This is a genomic window from Ruminococcus sp. 1001136sp1_2201st1_G3_2201SCRN_220225 (assembly GCF_040924365.1).
Taxonomy (GTDB): domain Bacteria; phylum Bacillota; class Clostridia; order Lachnospirales; family Lachnospiraceae; genus Blautia_A; species Blautia_A faecis.
Genome location: NZ_JBCOME010000018.1, coordinates 26,599 through 43,064 on the forward strand (window position 1 = coordinate 26,599; position 16,466 = coordinate 43,064).

The window sequence follows — 16,466 nt, forward strand, 5'->3', positions numbered from 1 at the left end:
TAGATATATATATTGTTGTATATGTTATAATAGTCATAGTGGAGGTGCCTATTATGCATTTAAGGAAAACAAAAACCAGTACAGGACGTATTTATCTTGCGATTGTTGACTCTTTTTATGATAAACAGAAAAAAATGTCTCGCTCCAAAACAATTGAATCATTGGGTTACCTTGATGTTTTGGAAAAAGAGTACGATGACCCTATTGCTTACTTTCAAAAAAGAGTCGAGCATCTAAAAGCTGAAAAAGCAGCCAGGCAGGCTCCCATCCGCTTTACTTTTTATGATTCTGACCGACTTTGTATAGGTGACGATCTGAGAAAAAACTTCGGCTATGCCGCCCTGAGCCAGATCTATCACGAGCTCGGCCTCCATACTTTCCTAACGAACCGGCAGCGCCACTCGAAAGAACAGTATGATGCCAATACCATCATGAAGATGCTGGTTTATTCCAGGCTTCTTTTCCCTGCTTCAAAGAAATCTTCCTATGATGACAGAGAACATTTCTTTGAGAAAACGGACTACTCTTTAGATGATGTTTACCTCTGTCTGTCTTTTCTGCACAAACACAAAGAAAACTTGCAGGTTTGGCTGAATGACCGCATCAAAGAGAATTATGGCAGGGATACTTGGTACAGAATACAAGCGGAAATCCCGCAAGTCTCCAAGAACAATCCAGGTCTCCTCTGTTTCCGGCAAAAAGATAAAAAAGCAGGTAGATGAGAAACAGCTTGTCTTCTGGAGTGAAAAATATGCCAAACGAGCAAAAGCAGAGCGTGAAGCTACGCTGGCAAAAGCCTGAGACCTGGCAAAAAATCCAGGGAATTATACAAGAGCCACATCTTACGGTGCTGCAAAATACGTCAAAAAAGTTGACTATGACAAAGAAACCGGAGAAATCCTTACTGCCTCTTCTGTGCTGGACATTGATGAAGAAAAAATCCGGGAGGAGAAAGCACTGGATGGTTACTACATGCTCTTAACCAGCGAAATGGAGACATCTGACGACGAGATTATCGATATGTACCGGGGTTTATGGAGAATTGAAGAATCTTTTAAAGTAACCAAAAGTGAACTGGAAGCCAGACCCGTGTATGTCTGGACAAAAGAACATATCGAAACACATTTCATTACCTGTTTTGTAGCTTTGACAATCGCAAGAATACTGGAAAATAAACTGGAGAGAAAATACAGCATCGGAACCATTTTGGAATCTCTGTCAAAAGCTGAATGCAGTTTAATCCAGCAAAACTACTATCTATTTGATTATTACGATGAAGTTCTAAAAGATATCGGAAGAGTTACAGATATTGATTTTGGAAAACGTATCCGTACTCTGGGGGAAATTAAAAAAGTTTTAGCAAAGACCAAAAGTAGAAAAAACACCATGAAAATCTGACAAAGCAGAAACCCCGCCAAGCCTTGTATTTATTAGGTTTGACGGGTGTTTTATATCCATTTAACTGCAAAAGTCAAGTTATAATTCTATCAGCATTTTAGACAAAATAATCCTCATAAAAAGACCTGTGATTTTCGCAAAACTCGCTTCCCCATAATCTCTGTTCATCCGAAGCTCAGCAAAACATTTTTATCAAATACTTTTCAAACAAATCCCATCCATAAACGTAATTTCGCACCTGCCATTTCCGTCTATAATCACTTCCCGAATCAGCATTCTTTTCTTCACAGATGCTTTTTCCCAGTCAGGACTGTTTTGTGTCAGTTCCTTCATCTGACTGGCACGCAGACTTTCCAATGGATTTCCCTGACGAATTTCTGCATCCCAGTCTGCCAGAAGATTTTCCCGCTGCGATACCAGTCTATCCCAGGCACAGACAAGATAAGCTTCTATTTTGGTCTCCTCCACAGGCTGCAAGCTGCAGATTTTTTCTTTTTCCTTGCTTGTATTTATACATCTCCATTTGCTTTGTCCACCTTTTTTCATTAACCTACCACCGCAGCTCCCACAAAACATTTTTCCATAAAGAGGTTCAGAGGTACTGCTTCCCAGTTCTCTGATCTGATGATGTTTTTTGAATTCTTCGATTCTTTCCAGTTCCAGCCGGACCGCCTCCCAGTCCTGCCTGTCTATAATCGCAGGATGATTATTTTCTATGTAATACTGTGGAAATCTGCCATTATTTTTTTCCAACTGCTTCGTGAGAAAATCCTTCACGTAATATTTTTGCATTAACAAATCACCCTTGTATTTTTCATTTTGAAGCATGCGGAGAATAGAAACTGACGACCAACGAGGCAGTCCGTGGATTCCGGAAACACCTTCCCGATTTAGTTTTCTGGCAATTTCAGATGGCTGCCATCCTTCCAGAAACTCCCTGAATATTCGGCGCACTATCTCTGCCTGTTTTTCATTTACGATCAGATGTCCGTTTTCGTCTTTGTCGTATCCCATAAAGCAATTGGTGTTAATATGCGGAATTCCCTGCTGAAACCGGGATTGAATACCCCATCTGGTATTCTCGGAAATGTTCCTTGATTCCTCCTGCGCCAGACTGGAAAGTATGGTAAAAAGGAGCTCTCCTGCTGCTTCCATGGTGTTGATTCCTTCTTTTTCAAAAATCACAGGGATCCCTAGACTTTTCAAATGTCTGGTATAGTGCAGACAATCACGCGTATTTCTGGCAAAGCGGCTAATGGATTTGGTTATGACAAGATCCACCTTTCCAGCCTCACAGGCTTCGATCATACTGCGAAAGCCAGCCCTCCTGCGGATTCCGGTTCCGGAAATTCCTTCATCGGAAAAGATTCCGGCAAGTTCATAATCTGTTTTTGAATTGATATATTCTGTATAATATGCTACCTGATTGGCAAAAGAACCCAGCTGCTCTTCCTGCTCTGTAGATACCCGACAATATGCCGCCACCCGGCATTTGGGCTTTTCTGTTTGTTTTCCAGCGGTATTTACCTGACTTGGGGGAATAACTGTAAGCTTCTTTTCCATTTATTTGCTCCTCTTCTATCTGTTCTTTTAATATATTTTTCGCTGCTAGAGCGTATTTAAGAAAGGCTTTCTGCAAGATGCGCGTCACAATTTATGGGAGATTCTGTCTGATCGAGGGAGGTGTAGTGATAGCTACTACTACCTGCAACGATACAGATAAAAAATCAGACAAGTCAATATAGCAGTTACTTAATATTCGCTGTATTAGATACGATTCAATTCCTTCTGTGCCTTCTCCCACAGTTCCACAGTCACAAGTGGTTCATGATTTTGCCGGATATAGTACGCCTTTCTCTCACCTTTATTTTTTACAAGCTTACGCTGGTCGTTCACATAATATCTTTGGCATACATAATCCCCTTTATAAGCCGGATTGTGAAGAATTCTGCTTACTGCAGAAGGTGTAAACCTCCTTTTGTTCTGCGTAAAAATCTCATTTTCGTTCAGATATCTAGTGATTTCCCCAATCCTCCAACCCTCCCCTGCCATCCGAAAAATCATTCTTACAAGAGCAGCATTTTTATCCGGAATTAAATTTCCATCCACATCTTTTTCATAACCCAGACAGCGGTGAAGCTGCGTGGACGGTTTGCCTTTCTCATATTTTCTATGCACTGCATTCTGAGTCAGCCACCTGGCATTTTCACTTTCCGCCTGTCCAAAGGCTGCATAAAGGGTAAGAAGAAGCTCTCCGTTCTGGGTAAGTGTGTGAATTTTCTGCAATTCAAAATAAACATCAATCCCCAGATCAGTCAGATAACGGGTGGTTTTCAATACTGTCTCTGTATTGCGTGCGAACCGGCTTATAGATTTCGTAATGAGCAGTCGGAAACAGCCATTTCCGGCATCCTGGAGCATTTTCAAAAAACCAGGTCTTTTCTCTTTATAGCCTGAAATCCCCTGGTCGTAATAAATTTCCGTCAGCACATATTCTGGATGTTCTTCTATAAATTTCTGATAATGGAGAATCTGATTTTCAAGAGAATCCTGCTGATGTGAGTGAGCAGTTGACACACGACAGTACACCGCAGTTGGAATTCCCGTTGTATTTTCCTTGGCAGTCTGGCAGATTTTCTTTCTCACATCCTTATTTCCGGTATATTGACTTTTCCAGCTGTCATCCCAGCTACAGTTCCCTCTTTTGTTTTTCCAATTGTTAGAGTGCCGCTTATTTTGCCCCATTCTTTCATATAGGTGCTTTTCTTTCTTCCTGCTATTGTATGAATTCATTTTTTCTTCGCTGGAGTAAGCACTGCAGCCCTCTAAGTTTTCCAGAAGCAGTTTCCGTGTAACTGCAAACGCTCTTCCTCTCATCCCCAACTGATTCAACCATATCCGAAAAAGATATTTTTCACTATATGCCAGCTCTGGCTTTTTTCTTTTTGGTACTACCCATTTGCGGTTGCCGATCATCTGGTACAGTTTTTCCGAAAATAAATAATAAGCAGATTGTTCTTCTTCCGAAAACACTGATCTCAGAATCAGGATACCGTCTTTTTCAATTGAAAAACCTGGGATTGCTTTGCTAAGAAGTGAATGTTTGGCCTCCAGAACAGCGAATAAATTTGTTTTTTCCTGTGGGGAAAATTCTGGAAACGACAGCCATAGAGGGCCAGGGATCTCAATTTCCACAGGCGGAGAAAAATCCAAAATTTTATTCATTGCGCAGCCTCCTTGTATATGTTTTTATAATTATCTCAAGCCATAAAATTTGTTAAAAAAGGACCGGAGATTTCTCTCCGATCCAACTTTCATCCAAGCCCGAACTTACTCACCGACTTTTCTCGTTAATTTCTATCATCAGTATATCCTGCGAAGCCTTAGTTATTTAAACACAATCTCTGTATAAACTATTCCCCCATTTTTATCATTCGTAAAGCGAAGCTTCAAAATATAGTTTCCTTTTCCGCCCTTTGCCTTAATGCGGTTTACGTCTCCGCTGGAAAGTGATGTTCCTTTTTTATTTATCACAGTTGCACCAGCATAAGTCCATCCACTTTTCGGAGTTACGGTTAGTGCATTGTTCTGTTTGGAAAATTTGGAATAGCTAAGATTAATTTTATCTATTTTATTAAATTTACTTCCGGCAATCTCAGTATTTCCAAGCTTAATCGTGGCAACCGGGTTCGTATATTTAAGTACAGTAAAAGGATTTTTTTCGGTTACATAGACGCCGTCACTTTTATATTTAACAGTCACTACGGTTTTTCCAGCCTTCTTTGGAGTAAATTTATAAACGCTGTAACCATATGCGTCTTTTGACATAGCTTTCACAGTACCAATCTTTTTGGACTGAGAAAATTTCACATTGTCCGCGGATGGCTGGAACCAGCCCAGGGTTACGCTCATGTTTTCCAAACGAACCTGTTTGTAAAGAGTAATTCTTGGATTTGCCTGAGCTTTTGCCGAAACCGGAATTGCCGACAATACCATAGCCAATATGGCGACTAAGACTGCAAGTTTCTTGAATTCTTTTTTATGCTGATTCTCTCCTTTTACCAATTGATATTTAGACTTTATGATATACTTTCAATAGAAATCAATTTTTCCAATTCTCTGGCTTCTTCCAAAGACATTTTTACGGCAAGCCCATTTCCGTTGTTTTGGACTTTAAACACTTGAACTGCAATTTTTATACTCACGCCATTGGTTAAATCTTCTTTTCTGTAATGTTGCGCCTTTCAGAATCTACGAATTTCATTATAGCCAAATTCCCCCAAAGTGTCTATTACGGAAAGACCTTTATTGCAGAGCAGTTCAGAACCAAAGATATTACCAGAAAATCCAAAAACATCCTACACAGATGGACTGAAATGGTTAAAAACTTCAATTCACTGCAGCAGGATATTTTAAATATTAGCGGTAGACCAATTCCAGAATTCAGAGTTTACATAATTCCATTTTTCCGCAAAAGTTCCCTTAACCGCAGATTTTCCTTTTCAGCCGAATCTGCCCGTATTTTTTCAGAATCTGCTCGTCTACGCTCTCTTTCCGCATTTTTACGCTCTCTTTCCGTATTCTTTCGTTCCCTTTCCTCTCCAATCCGAATTCCGATTTCTTTCCCGATTTCTTTCCCAATTTCCTTCTCTTCCCTTCGTATGAGCTCTTCTTCCTCTTTCTGGTTATACTCAAATATGCTCATTTCAATAACCTCCGCTCGGTTTTTCAGCAGAAATTCCCTAAGAATTCCTTCCTGAATACATTCCTTCACTGCCTGCTCTACGGCTGCTTCCACAGGCAACGTCTTCTGGTGTTTCCTCACTCTTGCTACAAAACATGCATATTCCTTCAAAATCTGACACTGTTCCATCAGTTTCTGATTGTGACCTTCATTTATGTTAAGGACAGTAACCTTCAATTCCAATTCCGGTTCACCGCTGAAGTTCTCATATGCATCTGACAACCGGTGCTCGAACTTTTCTCCTACCTCAGATTTACCATTATAGAATACGATAAACCTGGGTGCTGGCAGCTTCTGCTGTCTGGTGGAATACAAAGAAATCTTTTTCTGCTTCACATATTTCTGGTATTCCTTTGCAATATAAATGAGGTCTCTCAACGGAATGTTCGGATTATAGGTGGACTGATGTTCCCACAAAAACATGTTACAGTCCAGGATAAATGCCAGGTCATTCTTCACTCCCATATAAATCGCATTATCCAATGTTACAATTTCCAACAGATCCGGGTCACGGTAATCCTTTCCGTTTAAGGCATTATACAAGGATAACAGATTCTTCTTGTCAGAAAAAAGCATGCGAAAAACTGTGTCCTTATATTTCGTGTTGACAGTCACTGTCATCTCATCTGCCTGCTGTAAAGTCTGCTCTTTTGTATTTACCGCATTCTGTCTCACCATATTCAATTCTCCCTTCCCAGGAGACTCGAAACTACGTTTCAGACATCTCCTGCTCTTACTTAATCTGGAATTAAAAGCATAGATTTCTGAAATGTACTTAGATGATAATAGATGGCGCAGGATGCACCCTGATAATTAGAAGAAATATGCTTTGTGTTTATCTTAGCACATTCAAAGGATTTTTAAAAGAGTAAATATATTAAATAAACATAAAATTCTTTTATTGATTTTGTTATTTCCCGATTATTCCTATTGTGTATTACGAAGATTCCAAGAAATGGACTGCTGATTTTCATCTGAAAGACAGGTTTGATTTCGCCAATAATCACTTGTCATACTGATCAATAAAATACAGACACCATAGGATTATTTGGAGTTCCGAAAAGTTTCTGCGCAACTGAGTGATTTCATATATGGAAATGCCACAAAAAGGATAAAAGAAATATGTCAAAGTATCCTGCTCAGGTAGATTGAAATGATAAAAAAATTCAATTCACTCTAGCAGCACATTTCATTTTATTAGTAATTTCTTGTTGGCTGGTGATGATAGAATAATGAGTAAATTGTGGATTCAGTAAGGCATTTCTACTGGAAACGAATTAGATTAAAAGCTTTAGAAATTGGTTCAATTGCGAAAAGAATTAGATAATGGGGCCGTGCTGGTTGCGATTAGTATTCCGATTTTTTCTAGTCAGTTGGAGAAATCTAGAGAGGCTGTTGATTTAGCCAACATTCGTGCTGCATATGCTGAGTGTCAAACAGAAGTTTTAACAAGTAATAAGCCTGCATATAAATCAGTAGCATTAGTTCAAACAGATTTAACAAAATGGACTATTAACGCTAAAGATGTTGCTGGTGTTGACTTATCAAGTGTAGCTCTTCAAAAAAATATGTATGTGAATTGCGATGCAAATGGTAAATTTACATTAGTTAAAGACAAACCAACTACTGGAACTGAAATCAAAGATTCAACGGACAGCGAATAAAGATAAGCAATAAAAAATATTGATAGAGCTTGAAAATAGTAATATTAATTATCAACGCCTAAAAAGTTATTCTTATCTCTTTTCAATAAATAAAAATTACATATTATAGTTGCCCCCACCCGTGAAACGGGTGGCTCGTAGGACGGCTATAAGCCTTTAATGCTAGGCCAGCGTCTCAAGGCGCTGGCTTTCGATTTGCTCCAGCCACGTTGCTCTTGACTCGTCATCGCCTTTAAAAGGGCATTTGTACTACTTTGCCTTAACCCTTAAAAGGGTTCTCATATTCTTTTACGCTAAGTTTATCCTGCATAATATTATATTTTCCTGCTCTTGGATATACTTGCGTACTGTGACGTCATTTACTCCTACTGTACTAACATAGAATCCTTCACTCTCAAAATGTCTGTTTCCAAATTTGTACTTTAAATTTGCGTGTCTATCAAATAGCATAAGTGTTGACTTTCCTTTTAAATATCCCATAAAACAAGATACGCTATACTTTGGAGTGAAGACAATGTGATATTTACACATCCATTTTGTGTGTGATAAATCATTCGTTTTCTTTGCCATAAAACGTAAATAGTGGCTGGACACCTCTATTATAGTACAGAAAGGTGATTTTTGCGTATAACAATGTTCACCACCCGCAAAGCAGGTGGGTTATAGTTCAAAAATAGGACCTTTCGCATGAGCAAATGGTCCTATTTCTTTCAGGTACTTATTTCACAGCCCCATTAATCAGTAATGGCATATCTTTTATATCATTATTAAAAAAAGTTCAAAATAATCTTATTTAATTTGGATATCCTCAGTTGTTTTGAATAAATTAATTAATTGCTTCAGCACTAGTTCCGTCGCTTTTCATTTTTACAGTCCATGTACCACTATTATCTTTTGGATCGCTTACAGTAAATCCAGTAGGAAAATCAAAGGTTGTACTCCAACCTGCTTTAGTCTGTTTCTGAACAACCGTTTTTTGTGTATCTGTTTTTCCAGTTACATAATCGGACATTACTTCTGCATAAGCTGCTCTTAAATTTGCAGCATCAACGGCTTCTTTAGATTTCTCCAACTGACTAGTAAAAATCGGAATACTAATCGCAACCAGCACGGCAATGATAGCTACAACAATAAGCAGCTCAGCCAATGTAAAACCTTTTTTGTTTTCTTTTGCTTTTTTAAACATTTTAAAGCCTCCTATTTAATATTTTTCATTTTTAAGATTCTGAAGCGTCCGGGACTTCTCAGTTATCCGGAATGGCGATTTTGATGCTTCCTGTGTCACCGTCAAGCTGAAGCTTCAGATAACCACCAACCGATTCGATAAGATCTCGCATCTTAACGATAGCCTTGTCGAATTCCCGAAGCATACGGTCCTCGCAGGAATATTGAATCTTAATCAATGTCTGCTCCTGCATGTCCCGGCAACGGATTCTTATGTAGCGTCCCCGTGGGGGTGTGGTCTCGATACAATTTCGCTTCGCTGTATCAAGTGCCATGCCTACAATCTGGGAAAGCTGATTACCTGATCGATTTTCCTTAAGCTCCTGAACCTCGGCAGATATCCAGATCTCATCCGCGTCTGCTTCTGCTGCAAATCTGTTTAACACTTCATTCATCTCAGGATAGGATGTAAAAAAATGTCTGTTCTGTCTCTGATTCATTCCATCGATGGCATCTAACTTTTGCACTGCCACTTTCCGTTCCGCTCCTTTCTCTTAGAATGTTTGTATTATAACAAAATTTTTTTAATTTGTGTACATAATGTCAATAATAGCAACATTTTTGTCGAAAATGGCTATTGGATGTAGTTTTTGACACAATTTCTGTCATTTTTGACAGTACCAGCTTATAGATATATCCAAAAGCAGCCTGAGAAAGGACATTTCCCGTTCCCTTTCTCAAGCTGCCAGATCCGACTTCGCTTTCACATTTTTTCAAACATATAATCATAATACATTTCCCGTGCCGCGCGCTGATATTTCCGGGAAACAGGAATTTCGGCAGACTGGACTATGAACTTGCCGGTATCCATTTTCTCCACAAAATAAAGGCTGATAATATAACTCTGATGGCACCGGAAAAATAATCTGCCTGGAAGCTGCTGTTCCAGCTCGTCCAGCTTGGCGTAGCTCTCTATGGTTTCGCCATTCTCCAGATGCAGGATCACCTTGCGGTTGGCGCTCTCCACATACAGAATATTTCTGCAGTACACACGGCGAAAGCTTCCGCCCGCCTCCTTCAGCATAAGGGAGGCACGGCGCTCCATGGTCGGCTTCTGCCAGAAAAAAGTAATGCAGTTATGCAGTTCACTTACATCAAAAGGATAAAGAAGATACCCAGTAGCAAATACAGAAAAAGCTTCCGCATAGTATCTCTGGGAATCTGTGATAAAACAGATCATCACCTTACGGCTCCGGGCACGTACCTTCGCCGCCAGCTCCAGTCCGTCTCCTTCTCTGTGAATCGTAGTATTCAGCAGCAGAATATCAAAAGAAGACGCATCCTCATTAAGATCGTCCAGATAGTCATATTCATCTGCATATTCGCTCACCTGAATATCCATATTTATACCGGTAAGGCTGGCACGGATATATTCTCTGTGTTCTTTTGACTTTTCCACAATTGCTGCCCGCAGCATAACTGGTTATCCCCCATTTTCCACAATAAACTAAAAGTACCTACAGCATTTCCCGCTCTGACAGCTCATCAATAACCGTTGTCAGAAGCCGCACCGGCTGCCGCAGAAGTATCGGCAGGAAGCCCGCTGTCTGCTTTTCCACCCTGCATGGTCTCATAGAAGGTAGCAGTCACACCTACATTCACACTTCCTGTATTCAGATTGTCTCCGGCGGCAACATAGCGGAGATCACTTACAATGCATCTCCACTCGCCTGTGCAGAGACGGTTTACAAGATCTGCGGCCTTGTCATAATCAGCCGCTGAAAAAGTCAGGCTGAATGATCTGCGGATCAGGTCGCCGTCCCTTGTCACATCGCTGAAGCTGATATCGTATGTATTGGCATCCTGAAGAAGCTGGTTCAGCTCATCCAGTTCTGCCTTGGAATTATTGTAGCTTCCCATTTTTCCAAGGCTTCCGCTCTGTTCGATGGAATCCAGCTCGCTCTGCATGCGGGACAAAGAAGCGGCCTTGGTCTGAAGAAGCATAAGCTCTGTATTCAGCTCGTCCTGCTGGCTTTTCGCTTCGTTGATCGCCGTTCTGATCGGCTGGTCAATCACTGCATAATATCCGGCCGCCAGAAGGATCAGGGTAAGCACCAGAAGCATAATTTTTTCTCTTGTAGTAAAATCACGGCTCATGATCTTCATTCCTGTGCTCCTCCCTCTGTGCCTGCCTCAAATCCATCATTTGCTTCAGTCTCGTTTCCATCACCGGTCGCAGCACCATCCACGGTTTCGGCTTCATTTCCACCATCAACTACAGTTCCGTCCACCGCTCCGGTCTCATTTCCCTCATCAACTGCAGCCCCATCTACCGCTCCGGTCATGTTTCCATCACCGTCCGCAGCGACACCATATTCCTCACTTCCATCTCCGCTCTCCACATACAGCGGATCCAGCAGATAAACAATAATCTGTCCTGTAACTGTATCCGATGAAACAGGATTTCCATTTTCATCTGTGGAACTGGAATCTGTAACGGCAGTCATCACATTACAGTAATCCACGATTGGAACCTGCTCCAGCTCCTGCACCAGGCTGTTAATGTCTGACAGGTTCTCTCCGGTCACCGGAAGGGTCAGCTGATTCCCGCTTACACTCCAGCTGCTTACCGTCACCTTCGGGAAGATTACATTCTTCATCAGCTGCAAAACCTCCGGGCGGTTCAGATAACTTAACTCATCTGCATTCAGCCCCTGGTAAGTATAGTGGGCATATGTTTCCTGCAGATCCCCAAAGCTGTCAATATAAGCAGTAATGTCATCCACCTGCTTCTGCAGCTCAGACGCGGCACTCTGCGCTTCGCTCATTTTCACCAATCTGTCTGCAACTGCAACTTTTCCAATAACTCCGGCAGCTACAACAATTGCTCCAATAGCCGGAATGGCAACGAAATAATGCTTTTTCTTCTGTCCTGCAAGGGCCAGATTGATCTGTTTCTTGGGCGCATGGGCAGTACGTCCAAGAGCCGTACCAGCTGCAAGCATCCAAAGAGATGACGCCTCATCCCCGCTTCCATTCATTCTCTCCAGAAGCTCCCCGGCCTCATGGATCTTCACATCCAGATTTTCCTCAAGGCTCTGGCGCATGGTGGCTATGGAAGCACCACCGCCGCAGATATAAATATCCTCCAGGCGGCTTTCCGGATTACTGAACTGATAGAAGTTCAGAGCCCTCATCAGCTCTACACTGATCTGGGAAAAAGCATCCTGGCACACCTCACTGTGGATACAGTCCTCATGGTTCGCCAGCAGCCAGGTATGAGCCAGATGAATATCAATATGAAAATTATCTGCAAGCAGCTCTTCCACCTGCTCCATTCCCCGCTCGATCACACGGGTAACCTGATGTCTGTCCCCCTTGAAAATAAAAAGACGGCTGGATGTACTTCCCAGATCCAGGATTCCATATTCCTTATTTTTATCCTGCTCATTTCTCAGCTTATAGTGAAGAAGATTCTCACAGGCAGACACCTCAGGAGCTGCAAACGTCAGCTTCAGACCTGCCTTTCGCGTCATCAGGCGAAGCTCCTCCATTACCTCCAGAGGCGCTGCAGCTGCAAGAAGCTCCATCTCATTGCGCTTCTGGTTCTCCTCTTCCTCCGGCTTTTCCTCTTTCTTTTTCTTTTTGGAAGCCTTCTTCAGCTTCTTGCCTTTGGGCATTTCCTCTCCGGAACCCCAGGAATAATCAAAAACATACTTCTTTAATTCATCTGTAATATAATCACGGAATTCATAAGGCAGGTTGTAAACCAGCTGCTCCGCAGTCATTTCCGGCATCGTCACATTACGAAGGAAGCAGATTCCTGAAGACACCACAACAGCCGCTTCTTTACAGCGGATCTTGTTCTCTTTCATGGTTTTTCGGATCAATTCTCCTGTGGTCTCCACAGAAACAATTCTGCCATCCTTGAGAAGCCCTTCCGGCATCTGCACCGAAGCGGTCTTCACAATATTCTCACCTTTCATCAGAACCAGCTTCAGCTGATCCTTGCCTATATCAATTCCAAGACATGATTTTGCCATATATATCCTCTTTCTATGTCTTTTCTTGTTTCAATCCGGACCGCACAGCTCCCAGAGCGTGTTTGAAAAAGGCTTTCTGCATCTGTACTTTACAGCAGCCCCATATACCAGTTCACCAGCCCGCCCCCATACAGCAGCATGGCATAAAACGCCAGTGCAATGGCAGGTCCGAAGGGAATCTGCGGTCCTTTATTCTCTTTTCCCCGTTTCTGGATAGCTCCCATAATAAGACCGAGAATACAGGAAAAAAACAGGGCAAACAGGGATGCTGCCACTCCCAGGTACAATCCCATCACCACAAAAAGCTTCAGATCGCCGCCTCCCATGGTCTCTTTTCCAAGAATTTTATCAAAAAGCAGGACAAGAGCAAGCATAACCGCTCCGTAGCCCACTCCTGAAGCCACATGGTATAAAACGTCCATTCCGCTCATTTCCGTAAAAGGAATCGCCACGAACCAGGCAATTACAGGGATCAGAAGGCATCCGTTGGGAATCTCGAAAATCTCCAGATCCACCAGGGAAAGACAGAACAGACAGCAGGCCAGCACCATATTTCGCACAAACTCCGGTGAAAGATCAAACCGAAGAAGAGTAAGCACGCTCACCAGTGCAAAAAACAGCTCCGTGAGCATGTATCTTGGGCTGATTTTTGTTTTACAGTAACGGCACTTTCCGCCCAGAAATATCCAGGAAAAAACCGGGATCAGATCCAGAAAGCCCAGAACATGTCCGCAGCTTGTACAGTGGCTTCTTCCTTTCACAAAGGATTCTCCATGGGCGATCCGCCACGCGGCGCAGTTCAGAAAAGATCCAAGCACCGCACCAAAAACACCTGCTAATACACAACAGTATATCATAAAAAAGGTATCTTCATATATCGACATTTTAAAATTTTACCTGTTTTTCCAAATTTTTTTATTATTATATCATAAGCATCTTTTTTTCGGCACTTTTTCCGCAAACAGCAGGAAGGGCAGCCTTCTTTTCCCGGAATTACATAACGCTGTACATCTGGAACATTGCAATATAAACTGCCAGAACAATGTATCCGGCAATAACCGCCATACCGATCAGCAAAGTGGGCTCCAGTTTTTTCAGAACGTCCTGTACTGCCATATCCAGTTCAGATTCGTAATAGCCGGAAACTGTATGCAGAGTGCTCTCCAGCTCACCAGTTTCCTCTCCAACAGCGGTCATATCCACCAGAATATCCGGCAGACAGCCAGCCTCCCGCATACACTCGCCAAGGGTGTGGCCCTCTTCCAGACGGGAGGTCATTTTCCCCACACACTGGCTGATGTAATAGTTGTTGATAACTCTCGCAGTAATGCTGACTGCTCTTGTAAGCTGCAGACCTGCTCCGATCAATGTGGTCAGGTTTGCGGCAAACTCACTGGCCGCACTGAGAAGGGACACATTTCCAAGCACTGGGATTTTCAGTGCAAGCTTCGCCACGTTCATCCTGCCTTTTTCCGTATTGGCGTAAAGCTTGAAGATAAGGGCGATGGCAGCGAACACAACTATGATCAGGAAAATATATTTCCGGAAAAAGTTGGATATCAGGATCAGGGACTGTGTGATCAGCGGCAGCTCTGCATCATAGGATGCAAAAATGTCCATAAAGGTAGGTACAACCTTCACCATCAAAACGATTACTACCACTACTGCAAGTGCAAGGACGAAAACCGGATAAATCAGGGCATTTCGCACTTTTGCACGCATTTTCACCTGCTTGTCATAATGCTGGTACATGGTCTCAAAGGCCTTGGACAGGTTACCGGATTCCTCTCCGGCGCGGATGGTCTCGATGAAAACCGCCGGAAGCAGCTTGCCGCCCCGCTCCTGGAAGCTGGTTGCCACGCTTCGTCCTGCCTCAACATCCTCTGCCACTTTTTTCAGAATGCCTTTCAGCTTTTTGTCTGTCATTTTGTCTCCGATCAGCCGGACGGTACGGCCGATGGGGATTCCGGACTGGAGGATAATGGAAAACTGGGCGCACATCAGGGAAAAAGCTTTGGCGTTCAAGCGGTTGCCGCCGATTTCCATGCTGAGAAGCCCGGGCTTCTTCTCTTCCACCTCTGTAAGCTTCAGAACAATATCGCAGTCCTGCTTGATGCGGTCAACCGCGTCAAACTCATTGAAGCCCTCTACCACGCCAGAGACTTTTACTCCGTCTTTGGAGATGGCTGTGTATTTGTAGGTTGCCAATTGTTGTCCACCTTTCTTGCGCAGTTTTTATGCCACGCAGCCTTTAAGTCACTTCACAGCTGATCAATATGCAGTGAAGTGCTTTTTTCAAATTCAAATTTTCACTTTAGCTGATCAATATGCAGTAAAGTGCTTTTTCAAATTCAAATTTTCACTTTCCGAAACAATGAAAAATATATATGCATCTAAAGTCCTTTATGCATTCTTCTTCACATAAGCCTGGTCGTGACTATACTCCACAGCCACAGCCTTGTCGATCTGTCTGGAACGTACCAGGCTTACCAGTGACTGGTCCATGGTCTGTCCGCCGATTGCCGCACTGGTGGCAATGGCGTTGGCGATCTGAGGGGTGTTTCCGCCGCGGATCATGTTTCGGATACCGTCGGTTACAACCATAACCTCACTTGCCAGCACACGGCCGCCTGTTTTTTTCTTCACAAGCTGCTGAGAAATAACAGCCATCAGGGTCATGGAAAGCTGCAGACGGATCTGGTTCTGCATTCCTTCCGGAAAAACCTGCACCATACGGTCAATAGCGTCGGAAGCACTGCCTGTGTGCAGGGTTCCGAATACAAGGTGTCCGGTCTCAGCTGCTGTGATCGCAGTTTCAATGGTATCCTTGTCTCGCATTTCACCGATAAGGATTACGTCAGGGTCTTCTCGCAGACTGGCACGAAGACCTTCGGAAAAGCTTGCAGTGTCTTTGCCAACCTCACGCTGGTTGATGACACAGAGATCCGGGGTGTATACATACTCAATCGGATCTTCCAGCGTTACAATGTGATTTTTTCTGGTGTGATTGATTTCGTCCAGCATGGCTGCCAGAGTGGTGGATTTACCAGAACCAGTCTCACCGGTTACCAGGACGATTCCCTTGTGGAGGCTGGTGAATTCCAGAGCAGAGGGAGGAAGTCCCAGGGAGTCCAGTCTTGGAATGGATTCGCTGAGCAGACGGATGGCTGCGGAGACTTTTCCCTGCTGTTTGAATACATGGCATCTGCAGCGGATTCCTCTTATTTCACGGGAAAAATCAAGTTCTCCGGTATATTCCAGTTTTTCGTACATAGCATCTTTCGCCAGGTCCTGGCAAAGCATATCGCAGTCTTTTTCTGAAAGGCGTTCCTCTGCCATGTTCTCCAGCTGGCCATCCAGACGGTATTTCGGCGGCAGGCCGCATACCAGATGGATGTCGGATGCGCCGCTGCGGCGGGCTTGTTCGGTTAGATCTTCTATGTTGTACATGAT

At 42.9% G+C, this 16,466-nt stretch carries 15 protein-coding genes and 1 pseudogene; 3 read left to right on the forward strand and 13 right to left on the reverse strand.

Features of this window, described 5'->3' with window-relative positions; genetic code table 11:
- Window positions 1–179: 179 nt before the first annotated feature.
- Together AB5642_RS07875 and AB5642_RS07880 are read left to right on the forward strand one after the other, a co-directional pair.
- The gene (locus AB5642_RS07875; RefSeq protein ID WP_368371526.1) at window positions 180–722 is read left to right on the forward strand and encodes a hypothetical protein; all 543 of its coding nucleotides are present in this window, start codon (window positions 180–182) and stop codon (window positions 720–722) included.
- Window positions 723–804: 82 nt separating this feature from the next.
- Window positions 805–1,398 carry a transposase gene (locus AB5642_RS07880; RefSeq protein WP_368371532.1) on the forward strand — a complete coding sequence of 198 codons (594 nt, stop codon included), beginning with the start codon at window positions 805–807 and terminating at the stop codon, window positions 1,396–1,398.
- A 192-nt stretch (window positions 1,399–1,590) separates the two neighbouring features.
- Here the strand turns inward: AB5642_RS07880 and AB5642_RS07885 are convergent, their stop codons facing one another.
- The 4 genes from AB5642_RS07885 to AB5642_RS07900 all read right to left on the reverse strand — a co-directional run bounded on the left by AB5642_RS07885 (window position 1,591) and on the right by AB5642_RS07900 (window position 6,820).
- Window positions 1,591–2,961 carry a recombinase family protein gene (locus AB5642_RS07885; RefSeq protein ID WP_173719302.1) on the reverse strand — a complete coding sequence of 457 codons (1,371 nt, stop codon included), beginning with the start codon at window positions 2,959–2,961 and terminating at the stop codon, window positions 1,591–1,593.
- Window positions 2,962–3,165: 204 nt separating this feature from the next.
- A complete protein-coding gene (locus tag AB5642_RS07890; protein ID WP_173719303.1) occupies window positions 3,166–4,623 on the reverse strand; it encodes a recombinase family protein in 1,458 nt (485 codons plus the stop codon).
- Window positions 4,624–4,785: 162 nt separating this feature from the next.
- Window positions 4,786–5,463, reverse strand: coding sequence for a hypothetical protein (locus AB5642_RS07895; protein WP_173719304.1), 678 nt, complete (start codon window positions 5,461–5,463; stop codon window positions 4,786–4,788).
- A 385-nt stretch (window positions 5,464–5,848) separates the two neighbouring features.
- Entirely contained in the window at window positions 5,849–6,820 is a 972-nt protein-coding gene (locus tag AB5642_RS07900; protein WP_173719305.1) for a hypothetical protein, read from the reverse strand.
- Window positions 6,821–7,449: 629 nt separating this feature from the next.
- Between AB5642_RS07900 and AB5642_RS07905 the strand changes: the two genes are divergently transcribed.
- Window positions 7,450–7,806, forward strand: a complete 357-nt coding sequence (locus tag AB5642_RS07905) for a hypothetical protein (protein WP_173719306.1) — start codon at window positions 7,450–7,452, stop codon at window positions 7,804–7,806.
- A gap of 259 nt (window positions 7,807–8,065) precedes the next feature.
- On the opposite strand, the pseudogene AB5642_RS07910 reads toward AB5642_RS07905, so the two are convergent.
- The 9 genes and pseudogenes from AB5642_RS07910 to AB5642_RS07950 all read right to left on the reverse strand — a co-directional run bounded on the left by AB5642_RS07910 (window position 8,066) and on the right by AB5642_RS07950 (window position 16,463).
- Window positions 8,066–8,376, reverse strand: a pseudogene (locus AB5642_RS07910) (transposase).
- Window positions 8,377–8,632: 256 nt separating this feature from the next.
- Window positions 8,633–8,992, reverse strand: coding sequence for a type II secretion system protein (locus tag AB5642_RS07915; RefSeq protein WP_173719307.1), 360 nt, complete (start codon window positions 8,990–8,992; stop codon window positions 8,633–8,635).
- A gap of 58 nt (window positions 8,993–9,050) precedes the next feature.
- Window positions 9,051–9,503 (reverse strand): hypothetical protein, encoded by a 453-nt coding sequence (locus AB5642_RS07920; protein WP_368371527.1) that lies wholly within the window; start codon window positions 9,501–9,503, stop codon window positions 9,051–9,053.
- Between the two features lie 230 nt (window positions 9,504–9,733).
- Window positions 9,734–10,447, reverse strand: coding sequence for a LytTR family DNA-binding domain-containing protein (locus AB5642_RS07925; protein WP_173719308.1), 714 nt, complete (start codon window positions 10,445–10,447; stop codon window positions 9,734–9,736).
- A gap of 68 nt (window positions 10,448–10,515) precedes the next feature.
- A complete protein-coding gene (gene gspM / locus AB5642_RS07930) occupies window positions 10,516–11,136 on the reverse strand; it encodes a type II secretion system protein GspM (protein ID WP_173719309.1) in 621 nt (206 codons plus the stop codon).
- On the reverse strand, window positions 11,133–13,013 hold the full coding sequence (pilM, locus tag AB5642_RS07935; RefSeq protein ID WP_173719310.1) for a pilus assembly protein PilM: 1,881 nt from the start codon (window positions 13,011–13,013) through the stop codon (window positions 11,133–11,135). The genes gspM and pilM overlap by 4 nt, the downstream gene beginning before the upstream one ends.
- Before the next feature lie 89 nt (window positions 13,014–13,102).
- Window positions 13,103–13,897: an A24 family peptidase gene (locus AB5642_RS07940; protein WP_306467814.1), complete on the reverse strand. Its 795-nt coding sequence runs from the start codon at window positions 13,895–13,897 to the stop codon at window positions 13,103–13,105.
- Between the two features lie 109 nt (window positions 13,898–14,006).
- A complete protein-coding gene (locus tag AB5642_RS07945; protein ID WP_173716108.1) occupies window positions 14,007–15,221 on the reverse strand; it encodes a type II secretion system F family protein in 1,215 nt (404 codons plus the stop codon).
- Between the two features lie 195 nt (window positions 15,222–15,416).
- A complete protein-coding gene (locus tag AB5642_RS07950) occupies window positions 15,417–16,463 on the reverse strand; it encodes a type IV pilus twitching motility protein PilT (protein WP_173716107.1) in 1,047 nt (348 codons plus the stop codon).
- Between the last annotated feature and the right edge of the window lie 3 nt (window positions 16,464–16,466).

Bases quoted from the DNA above. Each gene is read 5' to 3' on its own strand.
- AB5642_RS07885 (WP_173719302.1), bottom strand. From the start codon at position 2,961: ATGGAAAAGAAGCTTACAGTTATTCCCCCAAGTCAGGTAAATACCGCT.
- AB5642_RS07890 (WP_173719303.1), bottom strand. From the start codon at position 4,623: ATGAATAAAATTTTGGATTTTTCTCCGCCTGTGGAAATTGAGATCCCT.
- AB5642_RS07900 (WP_173719305.1), bottom strand. From the start codon at position 6,820: ATGGTGAGACAGAATGCGGTAAATACAAAAGAGCAGACTTTACAGCAG.
- AB5642_RS07915 (WP_173719307.1), bottom strand. From the start codon at position 8,992: ATGTTTAAAAAAGCAAAAGAAAACAAAAAAGGTTTTACATTGGCTGAG.
- AB5642_RS07925 (WP_173719308.1), bottom strand. From the start codon at position 10,447: ATGCTGCGGGCAGCAATTGTGGAAAAGTCAAAAGAACACAGAGAATAT.
- gspM (WP_173719309.1), bottom strand. From the start codon at position 11,136: ATGAAGATCATGAGCCGTGATTTTACTACAAGAGAAAAAATTATGCTT.
- pilM (WP_173719310.1), bottom strand. From the start codon at position 13,013: ATGGCAAAATCATGTCTTGGAATTGATATAGGCAAGGATCAGCTGAAG.
- AB5642_RS07940 (WP_306467814.1), bottom strand. From the start codon at position 13,897: ATGTCGATATATGAAGATACCTTTTTTATGATATACTGTTGTGTATTA.
- AB5642_RS07950 (WP_173716107.1), bottom strand. From the start codon at position 16,463: ATGTACAACATAGAAGATCTAACCGAACAAGCCCGCCGCAGCGGCGCA.